This is a genomic window from Psychrobacter sp. FME13, assembly GCF_014861395.1.
In the GTDB taxonomy this organism is placed as follows: Bacteria; Pseudomonadota; Gammaproteobacteria; order Pseudomonadales; family Moraxellaceae; genus Psychrobacter.
In genome coordinates, this window is sequence record NZ_RRYV01000077.1 from 1 (window position 1) to 14,445 (window position 14,445).

Sequence of the window (14,445 nt, forward strand, 5' to 3'; positions counted from 1 at the left end):
CTTCTATGTCAATTATGGCTATGTCTGATGCCAGCATACTTTTTAGAACACCACCCCAAAGGTTTGGTCAAAAATCCATCATATTGGTCTAGTAGGGTAGAGGAAATATGTCTTTCAGGTTTCATGCTGAGCAATATCTTTGGTAGTGAAGGTATAGCGACTAGGTCGTTTAACACTTTTTGTTGTTCACTATGCTTGTTATTCGCATGAGCTGATAAGCTGATGGATTGGCTGTATTCATAATCCAATAACAAAACAGGAATGATGGTCTGCTCATCTTGCGTTAATTTGTTTTTTAGCTGCTGTACAACGGCTCTATCTAAAATATTGTAGGTAGTCACGGATATCGTTAAGTATTCGCACAAACGTTGTAAATGCTTAGCAACTAAAGGTTGGTTGATAACAGCGATAAGATGAATATGTGACAGCTGCGAACAAGGATGATACACCGACTCATAAGTGGAATGACGATCAGGAAGATAGAGACTAAATACCGTCTCTTTATCCACCGTATTATTTATTTCGATCAAACCGCCGAGTAACTGAGCGAAGCTATTGGCATCATTCAGGCTAACTTCACTGTCTTTAACCAAGTTATGATTGGTTTGATCACTGTCTTGATTCAAAATAGTAACTAATTGACTTTTTCTCTCAGGAGTAATAACTACTCCAGTGTCTTTGACACTAAACTGAATCCAACAAGTTGTCTGCGCAGGCATTATAGCATCGTTATCAGGCGTTAAATGCTGGTTACTTATGCGCGTGACCCTATCTTTAGATACGCGATCCACAGTGAGCGCGACATAGCCTGACGTTGTAAAACTAATAGCATTTTTCAGCAGATTTAATAGGATATGTCGCAGTCGAATACCATCAGTTTCAATGTAACGAGGGCAGTTTGGTGCAAAGAAATAGATCAATTCTAGCCCTTGTTGTCTTACTTCTTTTGTGACTAAACTGCTAACCTCTTTACTTACCTTATAAATATCAACCGTTTCGATACTTAGACGTGTTTTTCTGACATCAGTTTCCTCTGTCGCTAGCGTGTCATTGAGTATCGTAAGCATCTTTTGACTGGTGGTAATCAATGTGTTTAGAGTCTTCTTGCCTTGATCTGTCAATGTTGAAGGGTCGATGGGTTCCAACGAATCAACTATCTTCTCTAATGGTATCTGTAATTTACGCCCAATAAGTGCTCGGGCTTCGTTTGATTCATCAATTTGTAATTGTAGCTGCTGGTTTTTCTGCTGCAGTTGCTCTATTTGATTGGCATATTCATTAATATTGCTAAAAAGTGCGGTAAAGCCATGAACTTGTCCGTGTTCTCCGAACCACGGTGTAATATGCAGTTGGTAAAACTGTTTGTTTTCTAATCCATAAACAATTAAGGTGCGAGTGACACGTAGGTTTGATAGTTTCTGTAATAGTAACTGAGTGGGCTTATCTTTAGCAGCTACGAAGTCGGTTAGTTGGCAGCTATCACCATAGTTTTGAGAAGGACAGGTAAACACTTGCTCAAAACGTTGATTAAAAAAGCTTATCTGGCCATGACGCATAATCATTAGCATCGGTAATGGTGCTTGATTTACCAAACGATCAAGCCGATGCGTCAGGGTCGTTATACGACGATAGTCCTTGTGTAGTTGATAATGAACACGGCTTAGCGCATGACCTAGACGCAAGAACTCAGGTGTGGCCCTTGTGTGTAGAAATGATGGCGGACTATAAGCATCCTTGGCTTGACTGTTGAGGTTGTCAGTATAAAGTAATAGCTGTTCCCAATCGACACGACGATCGAGCATGTAAAGCAATCCAATGGTAAACAGCATGACAGCTATCATTAACGGTAACCAATATTGGTAAGATGACCAGTTAATATCTAGTGGTCTATGACGTAATATAATATACATCTGATGACCACTTTTAAGCTTGATAGTGCCTGTTACGTTCTGACTATTGAGTGTATAAGCGCTATGACTACTGTTACTAGGTGGTGATGATGTAATAGTAGGAAAGGTAACAGTGGTAAAGCCAGCTTCATTAGGACGAGTATAGCGATGAATGAAAGTCTGGCCAGATGGCATCATACAAACAAGCTGGTAGCTTACATTTTCAAATAGAGGTTTTTCTAAAATACTTGTAATTTCAGCGTCTGTTATACTGCTATGTTCCGTTATTTCATATTGTAATGAATAGAAGGTATCGATACTCCGTTGCTCATTATTTTGCTTTATCACTTGAAAGAGGGAGCAATAATACGTCACTAGCATTGCTAACAGTGTCAGTGCATAAAATATCAGTAAGCGTCGTAAGGACTGAAACTGTTGCATGAAAGCGTGTTCCTGTATCGACACAAAAAAACATAGTGGGTAAATCATAATTTGGCCACAGTCGTTGGTTTACTCAAGCAGCCAATAGTTGTTAAGTCTGATTGCTATTATAAAGATAAACGATGCCATTAGTAACGCTTGATTGCTACAGTTACAATCATGGCACAACGTTGCAAACTCACCTATAATGAGCAAATCAACTTTCTTATATAATGCATGATTATGACCACAATTGCTTCTGTCTCAGATTTATCTACGTCATCTACCCTTCATAGTCCTCTATCTACTAGCCGTTTGAAAGTAGTATTTGCGGGTACACCTGAATTTGCCGCTATTAGTCTTGAGTCATTAATCAGTCAGCAGGACGTGCTGAATATAGAGATAGTCGCTGTTTATACGCAGCCTGATCGTAAAGCAGGTCGTGGTCAAAAACTATCAGCCTCTGCGGTAAAAGAGGTGGCATTGGCACATGATATCGTTGTAGAGCAACCAATCACCTTTAAAAAATCTAGCACAGAAGGAATGGCTGCGCGGCAAACGCTACGCAGCTATCAGCCAGATGTGATGATTGTCGCCGCTTACGGATTGATTCTACCTATTGGTGTGTTAAATACGCCTACTCATGGTTGCTTAAACATTCATGCTTCATTACTACCACGATGGCGCGGCGCTGCACCAATACACCGCGCGCTGTTGGCTGGCGATGATGAAACTGGTATCACCATTATGCAGATGGATAAGGGCTTAGATACCGGCAATATGATTTACAAAACCAGCGCTCGTATTGAGGATGATGATACTGCTGCCAGTCTCCATGATAAAATGGCTGAGCTTGGTGCGAATGCCATTAGTACTGTATTACAAGATTTGCCACATTATCAAGCGAAGGCTGCGGTTCAAGATGAGAGTCAGGCTAACTATGCTGAAAAACTGGTCAAAGCCGAGGGTGAAATTGACTGGTCGCAGTCTGCCGCTGCTATTGAACGCCAAATCCGAGGGCTGACGCCATGGCCAGGTGCGTATACTTTCCTCACAGGACAACGGGTCAAAATATTGGCTAGTCTGCCTGTGAATGCATCACAGCCAACCAATGAGGCTGCTGGAACGGTTATCAGTGTTGGTCGCAAAGCGATTCTAGTCGCTTGTGGTAAAGAGAGCGAAGCTGAATCAGCAGCTACTACGTTAGCCATTACTCGTTTACAGTTTGCGGGTGGTAAGCCCATGACGGCCGAACAAGTTTGCCACGGCAACCAATTAAATGACGGCGATCAATTTACGACAGAGTCAAAATAACTGAACCTAACTTAATGATAGTTAACCCTATCTGCACAAGACGCTATCGATGATACGTCAAGGAAATAAAATTTAATGAGACAAAACAGTACTGCGCCTAGAAACAATAAGCTCAAACCATCAAGCAACCTTATTATGAATGGTAGCGTACGCGTGCGTGTGATTCGCACCTTGCTGGCTATTCAAAATGGTCAGTCGCTCTCAAGCGTCCTTGATCCATTACTAAACAGTCTACATGATGGTGACAAAGGCTTCGCCCATGCGTTACTGCTCACGACATTGCGCCAGTGGCATGCGCTGGCACGTTTGCTCGATACCTTAGCAGACAACCCTATCGACGAAGTCGAGGTTCGTACGACCATTCAAGTAGGTTTAGTGCAGTTGCTGTATTTAGAAGTTGCTGACCATGCTGCAATTCATGAAACTGTTGAAGCAGCCAAAGAGATTGAGTTCGCTCATTCTACGGGTTTGGTGAATGCCATTTTGCGTAAAGTCGCCAAGAATCCAAGTAAATTCCGTAAGAAATGCGATAAAAAGCATAGCTTGCCGAACTGGCTTGCTTATCAACTTAAGCAAGACTGGAGCGAGCAGTATGATGAGCTGACACAAGGTTTGCGCCAATCAGCACCGATGTTTTTACGAGTAAACTCAGCGGTTACGTCGGTAGAAGATTATCAGAATGCACTGTATGGTGCAGAGATTGATGCGGACATCGTTGAGCTAACGACTGGTTTTAAATTATTGAACGCGTCAGAGTCTGCTATGGCTACAACGCTATCAACCAAAGGTCTTAGACTACATCAAAGCACGGCCGTTAATGCGCTGCCTGAGTTTGCCCAAGGAACTGCTAGCGTCCAAGACATGCATGCTCAGCTCGCTGCACCGATTATCAATAAAGCATTGATAGCTAAGCTTAGTGCTGAAAACAACAGTGCTGATATAAACAGCTCCGAAGTTACTGATACTGATGGCACTGATAGCGATAGTGCTGATAAAGAGATACATATTTTAGATGCTTGTGCGGCACCTGGTGGCAAGCTTGCTCATTGGTTAGAATTCATAAGCGCTAACGATCAATCGTCGTTGTTTCACGTGAAACAAGATAATAATGAAACATCACCTGCGATTACTGATCTCAAGGTAACGGCTATCGATAATGAAGCGCCACGTATCGAGCGTATTCGTGAGAATTTACAGCGCCTAAAGTTAAGTCAGCATGATTTGCAGCAAGCAGATAACAGCATCGCATTGAACATTGTCTGCGCAGATGCAACCAGATGGCAGCATGGCAAAAATAAAAAAGCGGCGACCAATGAGCCAGTATTTGATGCGATATTGCTGGATTCTCCTTGTACCGCGACAGGTGTGATTCGTCGTCATCCGGATATCAGTATTCTACGTACCGAAGAAGACATCGAACAAACAGCGCTGCTGCAAGCAGATATTTTGCACAATCTATGGCCACAACTCAAAGCTGGTGGCTATCTGTTGTATGTGACATGCTCTATCTTAAAACAAGAGAACGTTGAGCAAATGCAGGACTTTATGACGCATCATGATGATGCAGTAGCGATTGAGTTTACCGAGGATTGCAGCTGGGGTATCGAACAAGCGATTGGTCGTCAGTGCTTACCGATTGATAGTGAGAGTGGCGATGGTTTTTATTATGCGTTGTTGCATAAAACTGCCGAATGAACCGTTTTTTAATATTGAATAACATTATTGTAGACAGGACAATCTAATGAAATACATAAGTACCCGTGGTCAGACAGCGCCGATGGATTTTAGTGATGTGCTTTTGATGGGTCTTGCTCCAGATGGCGGTTTGATGCTGCCTGAGCATTATCCAAACATCGATAGCGCAACGCTTGATGAGTGGCGTACGCTGAGCTATCCAAAGCTTGCGATGGCGATTATGCAGCGTTTTGCAACAGATATCCCTACGGCCGATCTACAAGACATCATTGAGCGCACGTATACCGCCGATGTATTTGGTAGTGAAGAGATTGTTCCTGTCCGCAAGCTTGAAGATGGTTTATATATTTTAGGATTGTCAAATGGTCCAACACTAGCATTTAAAGACGTTGCGATGCAGTTCTTGGGTAATGCCTTTGAATATGTGCTTAAGAAAAAAGACGCACGTATTACCATCATTGGTGCGACCAGTGGCGACACAGGTAGTGCAGCAGAGTATGCACTACGTGGCAAAGAAAACATCGAAGTCTTTATGCTGTCACCACACGGAAAAATGAGTGAATTCCAGCGTGCGCAGATGTATAGCTTGACTGATGCTAATATTCATAATATCGCGATCGATGGTATGTTTGATGACTGCCAAGATATTGTCAAAGCGCTACAGCAAGACGCTGAGTTTAAAGCGGCTTATAACCTAGGTACAGTCAATTCTATCAACTGGGGCCGTATTCTAGCGCAGATTGTTTACTACTTTAGAGCTTACTTTGCTGTGACTTCAAACAACGATGAAAAAGTCAGCTTTAGCGTACCGTCAGGTAACTTCGGTAATATTTGTGCTGGTCACATTGCTCGTGAAATGGGTTTACCAATTGATCGCCTAATCGTCGCGACCAATGAAAACGATGTGTTGAATGACTTCTTTAATCAAGGCGCTTATCAGCCGCGTCCGACTGAAAAAACCTATGTAACGTCAAGCCCCTCAATGGATATCTCAAAAGCCTCTAACTTTGAGCGTTTTGTGTATTTATTATTGGACAAAGACAGTGCGCGTGTTCATGAGTTATTTGAAGGAGTGAAATCTGGACAAGGCTTTGATTTGGCTGACTTGATGGAGTCGGTTCATACCCGTTATGGTTTTGCTGCGGGTAAGTCTACCCATGATAACCGTTTACAAACTATTAAATCGCTTTATGAGCAATATGGCGAGTTGGTTGATCCGCATACTGCTGATGGCATCAAAGTCGCTAAAGAGCTGCAGTTAGACGGCGAAGTGATTGTTTGTGCAGAGACGGCACTGCCTGTTAAGTTTGCAGATACCATCGTTGAGGCAGTAGGGCAGATAGATATTGCTCGGCCATCTCATACCGAAGGTTTAGAGAGCTTGCCGCAGCATGTAGTGGTGCTAGATAATGACGCTGAATTGGTTGCTGAACAAATTCGTCAGCATGTCACACCAAATCCAGCGTAAATCACCGTCAAATTGTGAGCTTAGAGCATGCTGAGCGTTTGACCATAGCTATGCCTAGTTGTGAGTATTTAATACAGCTACCTTAAGTAAAAAATCAAAGAAAGTATTTATATAAAGGTTACACTATTGTAATAAAGTGTTTATGATTGTGTTATGGTAGATATAATTGTAATATTAGAAACAGCGTCAGCGAGTCATCATTGTGCTAGACGCTTTTTTAGGAACAAAACCAGCCAATTATACTGAACAGCTGCCCTCTAAGCATCGTAATAAATGTGCAGCTTGAGTAACGGATTGATTGAAGTTTTATTGTCACTTATTTAATTAAGTATCAACAATAGAGATTCTAGATTGATAGACTCAAGCGTGATTATTATGATGGTAATAGCGGTACATATTGTGGATATAACAATGAAGATGAGCTTAAAAAAGATAGCAACAGCACTGATGCTTACGACTTTTAGCAGTGCAATGCTAATGACCACTGCCCACGCCAACAATCCACCACCCACCCTCAAAGCAGATGCGCCTAATCGCTATACTGTCAAAAAAGGCGATACCTTATGGGACATCTCAGGACGCTATTTAGATAGTCCATGGCGTTGGAAAGAGATTTGGGCGACAAACAAACAAATCAAAAACCCGAATCTTATCTATCCTAATGACATTCTTATCTTATGTGTGATTCAAGGTAAGACGCTCATTGGTGTGGATACCGGCGAGGGCTGTGCTGGGGTTGAAAAGCAACTTATGGGTAACGTAGCGGCTACTCCAGTAACAGTGACGTCAACAGCCAATAGCATTCCATCTATTCCTTGGACGGCTATTCGCCACTGGCTAGACAAAACCGTTATTGTCAATCCTCAAGATTTTAATACGACTCCGTATATATTAGCCTCCAAAAAAGGTAATTTAATAACGGGGAGTGGCGATAAGGTTTATGCGAAAGGTGTGCCACTTATCGTTGGTCAGCGCTACGGTATCTACCGCGAAGGCGAGTTATATACTGACTCCACGACAAAAGACGTCATCGGCCTAGAAGTCACACAAGTAGCAACAGGCTTGGTTACTTCTACCGAAACCAATGGAGTTAGTAGCTTACAACTGACTGACAATTATGGTAAAGAAGTACGTGAAGGTGATCGCGTCTTTGTTGAGTTAAATAACTCTATTCCACCTGTGTTTTATCCAACGCCTGCTAATACCAGTCGTGGTGGCATGATTGTACGTGTGATGGATTCAATCAGCTCAGCAGCGAAAGGCAGCGTAGTCGCTATTAATCTAGGCAGCTTAGAGGGCGCTAAGCCTGGTGATGTATTGACTGTTTATCAAAAAGGCGCTTTGGTACGTGATATCAAAGATGAAGATACGCCTGTACGTTTACCAAATGAACAAACAGGTATGCTAATGGTATTTAATACTTTTGATCATATTAGCTATGCGTATGTACTCAGTTCTGAATTGCCACTTAATGTCGGCGATCAGTTGCTACCGCCTCCTTATTTATAAGTGAGCAACAGGCTTATCACAGTATTTACTGATCTAAGTCTGCCTATACGAGACACATGACTATGACGACAGTCACCTCTCCTTTATCGGACGATCAGCGCGCAGTATTGGCGCTGTGGTACGAGGTGAATGCGTCATTATCTGCTTATCATAAGCTACTTACTTCCTTTGGAAATGCAGAACTTGCTTGGCAAGCCAAAGTAGAAGCGTGGCGGCAGTTGGGTATTCATCATACTCATCTCAAGCGTCATGAACAGCCAGAGCAAACACTCACCAATATCGAAAAAATTCAGCAAGCACTAATAGAGGGTCGTTACGGTCTGCTATTTGCTGATGAATCCGACTATCCCGCCCAACTCTTACAAATCTACGATCCACCACCATTATTGTTTTATCGTGGTAATCGCGCGCGTCTGCATCAAGCACAAATCGCTATCGTTGGTAGCCGAAAACCGACCGCACATGCACAAAAAATCACCTTTGATATGGCACAATACTTAGCACAAGCTGGTTATATCGTAACTAGTGGACTAGCGATGGGAGTGGATAAACGGGCGCATTTAGGTGCGCTAGCACAGATGGATGCTGACTATCAGGGTCGTACCGTTGGCGTGATGGGTACTGGCATTGATGTAAACTATCCCAACCATCGCGATCAGTTATTTACTCAAATCATCGACCAAGGTGGCTGTATCATCAGTGAGCTGTTACCAGATACGCAGCCGCACAAGCATACTTTTCCGCGTCGTAATCGCTTAGTTGCTGGATTGAGCTTGGCAACGATTGTGACAGAAGCGACCATTCAAAGCGGCTCGCTCATTACCGCGCGTCTAACCTCTGAGCAGGGTAAGCAAGTCTTTGCGATTCCTAGCCATATCGATAATAACAATGCCGAAGGCTGTCATCACCTGATACGTGAGGGTGCGACGCTGATTTATCATCCTCAGCAGGTATTAGAAGATGTCAGTGGTCAGTTAGGCTATGGCAGCCGTTCTGATAAATCAGCAGAGCGATCGCAATTTAATAACGCCCAGTCTAGTAACACTCAATCTAATAACACTCAGTTGAGCAATAAACCTTCTCCAAAGGTTATGAATGCAGAGTACAGCACCCTAGCAGCCACTAGCGATGCAGAACCATTATCTGCTCAGGTGAAGTTACCTCGTAGTGCCGTGGTCGTTCCCGAACACCTCACCAGTATTTATGAGCAGCTCGATTGGCATGGACAAGACTTAGATGCGCTTATCGTAGCAACGGGACTTGCGCCGCCGCAGTTGATAGGGCAGTTAATGGAGCTTGAATTACTGGGTGTTATCAGCGTGCAAGGTGGGCGGTATTTGCGAGTATAATGCGCAGCGCTTTATGTTAATTGCTCAAAGTTGCTATTATCTTGGTCAATCGATCTACTGTGTTATGATTAGCGCTTAATCTTCTACTCATCTCAATCATTCAAGCCATGACACATTTCACAACTTTTATCACCGACTCTACCTTACAAGCTGCTCAAGGACTTCAAGAGGGGCAGTTGCTTGCGTATCCTACCGAAAGCGTGTGGGGTATCGGTTGTGATCCTTATGATGAAGAAGCTGTTCAGCAGATTTTAGAGATCAAACAGCGTCCACAAGCCAAAGGTATGATTGTCATTACGGACAGCGTTGAGCGTCTGAGGCCCTTGCTGTCCTCTTTGACCGATGAACAGCGCGACCCTATCCTAAAGAGCTGGCATACCGATAGTGGTCATAATAACGATGATGGTTTGCAATATAAACAAGCGCATACATGGCTATTGCCTATCCCGCAGACTCTGGCTACTACTATTCCTGCTTGGATAACAGGACAGCATCAAACGGTGGCCGTGAGAGTCATTGCTCATCCTACTATTCGTCAATTATGTGAGCAATTGGTCAGTGCCAATAACCCGTTTGGATTACTGGTTTCTACCAGTTGTAACCCGTCAGGACAGCCACCTGCTGTGACCTTCGATGATGCCTATGCCTATTTTGGTGAGAAAATCAGTTATTTACAGGCCAAAACGCTAGGTTATACCTTACCCAGTCAAATCCGTGATGCGACGACAGGTTCAATTATCCGTTAGAAAATAACAAGCATTAGAAGATAACAAGCATCTAAGCGTAGTTAGTGAGTCATTATTATTAAAACTTAGATTAACATACCAAGTGCAACGCTAAATATCGTTTTTGCATTTCACTATTGACAGAAATAAAAGAATGGCGCAAGATGAGTTAATTATTAAAAAAATAAGCCACATGGTACAAAAATAAGTGAATAGCCATTATGAAACTAAATCCTGTGACCGAAAAATTTATCTTACATTGGGGTGAAATGGGCTCGCAATGGGGTGTCAATCGCACCATGTCACAGATTCACGCCTTGCTGTTTATCATTGGCAAGCCACTAAATGCTGAAGAGATCACCGAAACACTTGGGGTTGCTCGCTCTAACGTCTCGAATAGTATTAAAGAGTTACAGCACTGGGGCCTGGTACAAAAGGTCTCTATATTGGGCGATCGCCGTGATCATTTCTCGACCAACACTGACGTTTGGGAGCTGGCACGCATCATAGTGGTCGAACGTCAAAAGCGTGAGCTTGAGCCAACCGTGCAGTTCTTACAAGAACTGATGGACAGCCCTGAATTCGAAAATGAAAACAGTGAGGTAAAAGCGCGTATCCGCGACACCAAAGAATTCGTTAGTACGCTTACCACTTGGTCTGCTGAGATGCTCAAACTACCTACCAGTATTCTCAAAAAAGTCCTCAAATTGGGCGCGAGTATCAAAAAAATTCTGCGCTAGTAGTGAGGCATAGTATTTAAAATAAAAAATTTAAGTACCAATTTCTGTTCAAACAGAAATTTATGTAAAAAATATAAAGGCTAGTCAAGATCAAGCGACACGAGTTTCAGTCAAAGTAGCATCGATAAAAACAGCAACGACAAACGGATGTGTAAAATGAACGCAAATAAGACACACGCTAATAAAGAGCCAGCCATTAAAAATGCAATGGCTTCTGTTAAGTGGCAGGATTTGCGCCAACTAACGCGTGCTCAAACTGCTTATAACCTCATTTTGCCTTATCCGTTTTTACTGCTGTCTTGGTGGTTCGCCAGTCAATCTTGGTATGTATTAGCATGTGGCGCTTCTTATTTATTTTTTGCTGCTGCTTTTCGCCAAGCGCACGATGGTTATCACCATAGCTTGGGCGTGAGTAAACGTACCGTTACCAGCATATTGTTATTGCTTAGCGTACTGTTGATGACCAGTTTACATAGTATCCGAGCCACTCACATGGAACATCACCGCAATCCATTAGGTGACAGTGATATCGAAGGCCGTTTGGCAAAAGGCTCATGGTGGCAAGCGCTGATTGGTGGCATAGCGTATCGACTGGATATTTATCGCCAAGGACTGCGTCTCAGCAGCCGTCACAATCAGCGTATTGCTTGGTTAGAGTTTGGCTTGATTGCCCTTGTTGTTATTACTGCGCTGGTATTGCTGGTGATTCCTATGACTGTTCCTGCTATTGCAACGTTGGCGCAAGTATTAATATATCACCTACTGACGATGATGCTGGCCAATGCCAGCGTTGGCATCATTGCTGTGTGGGGTGTACATCATGATTGTGATGAGACAATCGCCCGAACTGAACGCAATCCTGTAGTCAACTTACTGACCTTTAATTTACTTTATCACGTCGAGCATCATCTATTTCCTGCTGTACCATCGAACCACTTACCTGAGCTTGCCAAGCGTTTGGATGCAGCAGCGCCGCATCTGACCACAGCACAGGTAGTGCCAGATATGACGACTGTCATGGAATCTATAAATAACTATGTGAATAAGTTAAAAGACAAATATCACAGTAGTAATGATAGTGAATGTCCTATCCGTAAGCGTTTTGCTTAACGAAACGGATAGACATGTCAGCATTGTCAAAAGCAAAAATAAAAGGTGCATTTAAATAAAGCAAATCACTATCCACCAATTATCCACAGTAATTTCATGGGCCTTGCCAACGCTATATTTATACTGAATTAACGATGACTGTTAATGGGATAAATAAAATGAAAACGAATAATGAGTTAGGTGTATACCCTTATCTACAAGTGGTTGTTCTATTTGCAGGGTTTGGTAGCTTGGTTGGCGGACTGGTAGCGCAGCTGTTTTTATTATTCATTTTTAGAGATGCTGATTTTGCACAAATTGGCTATCAGCCATTACTATATGTTGGATTACTTGGTTTTATCCCTGCTTTATTAACAGGCATTATTGTAGCTAGTAAAAAGATATGGCGCGGTGATCGTAAAAGTATAAGAGCAACATTCATGATTGGTTTTATTACTTCAGCGATTTATATGGGTGCCATTGTTTTATATTTGAGCATAAACTCACTGATAGAGGTTGGCGTACTATTCGCCTTTATGATTGCCATAGGATTATTTGGCGCAATCAACTCAGCAATTGCCAGTTTCATCGCTTTACCAAAAGTATGTAAAAGTGGTTTTGATATAACGGCTAAAAAAGAAGACGATAACTATAACGGGTTACGTTTTACTGAAAAATAATACACATCGGGAGTAGAGCATGAATATTCTAATCAGTGGCGGTTCAGGGTTTTTGGGTAGTGCATTCAGCGAAGAGATTCAAAGGCGTTATCAACAGGATAATAGAGATATACACGTCACTTGGCTGACACGTGATGATAGCCAAGCACATCCCAAGAATATTGAAATGATGACTTATGATGAGCTATCAAAAACAGAAAATACCTTTGACGTGATTTTAAACCTAGCAGGCGCAGGTATTGCCGATTCGCGTTGGAGTGATGAGCGCAAAGAGCAACTGCTTGCCAGTCGTATTAAACCGACCGAATCTATACTCGCATTTATTGCTCGCACTAGTATCAAACCCAAGCTATTAGTCAGTGGTTCAGCGATTGGCTGGTACGGCACGCAAGGTGATAATCCACTGACTGAAAGCAGTGGTTTTGAAACTGACTTTTCACATCAATTATGTGAGCAATGGGAACAGCTAGCTTTGACAGCAACAGAATATGCTGTACCTGTGGCTATCGTGCGAACTGGTGTAGTTATTCATCCTGAGGGAGGTATGGTCGGTAAGCTTTTGACACCGTTTAAAATGGGCGCTGGTGGTCAGTTGGGTGATGGTCAGCAGGTCATGAGCTGGATCAGCCGTGAGGATTGGGTAGGAGCAGCGATATTTATCATTGAGCAGTACCTTGCTGGCAAGCACGATGGTAGTGCTGACACTGCACATGATAATGCCTTGCAGACTAGTAGTGATACGTCAGCGGTGGTATATAACCTGACATCACCAAACCCAGTAAACAATCATACTTTTACCAAAACGCTTGGGGCATGGTTGCATCGTCCGACCTTTTTTACCTTACCTAAGTTTTTACTCAAGCTGATGTTTGGTGAGATGTCGACACTATTAATTGATGGTCAAAAAGTATTACCACAAGCATTACAGGACGAAGGTTATGAATTCCAGCAGCCGACGCTAGAGCAAGCACTGGAAGAGCAAAAGTCTTAAATAGTTTAAGGTAGGTTCCATGTGAAACATAGATATTCTATATCTAAGCTTTAAGTTTCATGTGAAACAATAACAGAGGTGTTTATGAGTAAGACTAATAGCAACGCCACTGTAGATAAGCTAAAAACTGATAAGCAAATAGTCGTATCTTTAAAGAAAAAAGAAGAGCTAAATATAGGAAGTTCAGTTTTAACTATGTCTGAATCTGATTATCCTTACTTTAGAGTAATGGGGTTTTATGTGTTACTCGGTGGCATTTTTGGTGGAGTAGCTTTAGATTTATCTATGGTAATTATTAGTTTAATTACATAGAATTCTATTGAAATATTTATGTTTCAACGTTCAGTAGAATGGTTTTTTAGAGCTTTGTTACTTGTTGGAATAATGGGGTTTCTACCTGCGTTACTAACTGGCTTTATAGCATGCTTATTTAAGATGTATTTTGATTCTTAGATTAACACATGAAGTGCAATACCAAATGCAAGGTGAAAAAAAGACCTAGATGCGCTAGCATCAAAGTTTTTATCCACCGACCAAAGTGAGATTGCAACCATGAGCTATACACATCTAAGCCTA

Annotated in this window: 12 protein-coding genes; 11 read left to right on the forward strand and 1 reads right to left on the reverse strand. The window is 42.4% G+C overall.

The features are described 5' to 3' along the window. Positions 1–8: 8 nt before the first annotated feature. Positions 9–2,330: a sensor histidine kinase gene (locus EI164_RS09970; protein WP_192519816.1), complete on the reverse strand. Its 2,322-nt coding sequence runs from the start codon at positions 2,328–2,330 to the stop codon at positions 9–11. Positions 2,331–2,552: 222 nt separating this feature from the next. Between EI164_RS09970 and fmt the strand changes: the two genes are divergently transcribed. The 11 genes from fmt (at position 2,553) to EI164_RS10025 (ending at position 14,181) form a co-directional block, all read left to right on the forward strand. Further along, entirely contained in the window at positions 2,553–3,623 is a 1,071-nt protein-coding gene (fmt, locus tag EI164_RS09975; RefSeq protein ID WP_192519817.1) for a methionyl-tRNA formyltransferase, read from the forward strand. A 75-nt stretch (positions 3,624–3,698) separates the two neighbouring features. Then, positions 3,699–5,318 (forward strand): transcription antitermination factor NusB, encoded by a 1,620-nt coding sequence (locus tag EI164_RS09980; RefSeq protein ID WP_192519818.1) that lies wholly within the window; start codon positions 3,699–3,701, stop codon positions 5,316–5,318. A gap of 46 nt (positions 5,319–5,364) precedes the next feature. Beyond that, a complete protein-coding gene (thrC, locus tag EI164_RS09985; protein WP_192519819.1) occupies positions 5,365–6,786 on the forward strand; it encodes a threonine synthase in 1,422 nt (473 codons plus the stop codon). Between the two features lie 411 nt (positions 6,787–7,197). After that, positions 7,198–8,295 carry a LysM peptidoglycan-binding domain-containing protein gene (locus EI164_RS09990; RefSeq protein ID WP_225739218.1) on the forward strand — a complete coding sequence of 366 codons (1,098 nt, stop codon included), beginning with the start codon at positions 7,198–7,200 and terminating at the stop codon, positions 8,293–8,295. Positions 8,296–8,357: 62 nt separating this feature from the next. Then, on the forward strand, positions 8,358–9,644 hold the full coding sequence (dprA, locus tag EI164_RS09995) for a DNA-processing protein DprA (RefSeq protein ID WP_413038457.1): 1,287 nt from the start codon (positions 8,358–8,360) through the stop codon (positions 9,642–9,644). 107 nt (positions 9,645–9,751) lie between these two features. Then, on the forward strand, positions 9,752–10,390 hold the full coding sequence (locus tag EI164_RS10000; protein ID WP_192519822.1) for an L-threonylcarbamoyladenylate synthase: 639 nt from the start codon (positions 9,752–9,754) through the stop codon (positions 10,388–10,390). Positions 10,391–10,590: 200 nt separating this feature from the next. Further along, positions 10,591–11,109, forward strand: coding sequence for a GbsR/MarR family transcriptional regulator (locus tag EI164_RS10005; protein WP_192519823.1), 519 nt, complete (start codon positions 10,591–10,593; stop codon positions 11,107–11,109). 156 nt (positions 11,110–11,265) lie between these two features. Then, positions 11,266–12,219: a fatty acid desaturase family protein gene (locus EI164_RS10010; protein ID WP_192519824.1), complete on the forward strand. Its 954-nt coding sequence runs from the start codon at positions 11,266–11,268 to the stop codon at positions 12,217–12,219. A gap of 158 nt (positions 12,220–12,377) precedes the next feature. Further along, entirely contained in the window at positions 12,378–12,878 is a 501-nt protein-coding gene (locus tag EI164_RS10015; RefSeq protein ID WP_192519825.1) for a hypothetical protein, read from the forward strand. Positions 12,879–12,897: 19 nt separating this feature from the next. Beyond that, the gene (locus EI164_RS10020) at positions 12,898–13,869 is read left to right on the forward strand and encodes an epimerase (protein ID WP_192519826.1); all 972 of its coding nucleotides are present in this window, start codon (positions 12,898–12,900) and stop codon (positions 13,867–13,869) included. A gap of 84 nt (positions 13,870–13,953) precedes the next feature. Then, complete coding sequence (locus tag EI164_RS10025; RefSeq protein WP_192519827.1) at positions 13,954–14,181, forward strand: hypothetical protein; 228 nt, start codon at positions 13,954–13,956, stop codon at positions 14,179–14,181. Positions 14,182–14,445 lie beyond the last annotated feature (264 nt).

Bases quoted from the DNA above. Each gene is read 5' to 3' on its own strand.
- EI164_RS09970 (WP_192519816.1), bottom strand. From the start codon at position 2,330: ATGCAACAGTTTCAGTCCTTACGACGCTTACTGATATTTTATGCACTG.
- fmt (WP_192519817.1), top strand. From the start codon at position 2,553: ATGACCACAATTGCTTCTGTCTCAGATTTATCTACGTCATCTACCCTT.
- EI164_RS09980 (WP_192519818.1), top strand. From the start codon at position 3,699: ATGAGACAAAACAGTACTGCGCCTAGAAACAATAAGCTCAAACCATCA.
- thrC (WP_192519819.1), top strand. From the start codon at position 5,365: ATGAAATACATAAGTACCCGTGGTCAGACAGCGCCGATGGATTTTAGT.
- EI164_RS09990 (WP_225739218.1), top strand. From the start codon at position 7,198: ATGAAGATGAGCTTAAAAAAGATAGCAACAGCACTGATGCTTACGACT.
- dprA (WP_413038457.1), top strand. From the start codon at position 8,358: ATGACGACAGTCACCTCTCCTTTATCGGACGATCAGCGCGCAGTATTG.
- EI164_RS10000 (WP_192519822.1), top strand. From the start codon at position 9,752: ATGACACATTTCACAACTTTTATCACCGACTCTACCTTACAAGCTGCT.
- EI164_RS10005 (WP_192519823.1), top strand. From the start codon at position 10,591: ATGAAACTAAATCCTGTGACCGAAAAATTTATCTTACATTGGGGTGAA.
- EI164_RS10010 (WP_192519824.1), top strand. From the start codon at position 11,266: ATGAACGCAAATAAGACACACGCTAATAAAGAGCCAGCCATTAAAAAT.
- EI164_RS10015 (WP_192519825.1), top strand. From the start codon at position 12,378: ATGAAAACGAATAATGAGTTAGGTGTATACCCTTATCTACAAGTGGTT.
- EI164_RS10020 (WP_192519826.1), top strand. From the start codon at position 12,898: ATGAATATTCTAATCAGTGGCGGTTCAGGGTTTTTGGGTAGTGCATTC.
- EI164_RS10025 (WP_192519827.1), top strand. From the start codon at position 13,954: ATGAGTAAGACTAATAGCAACGCCACTGTAGATAAGCTAAAAACTGAT.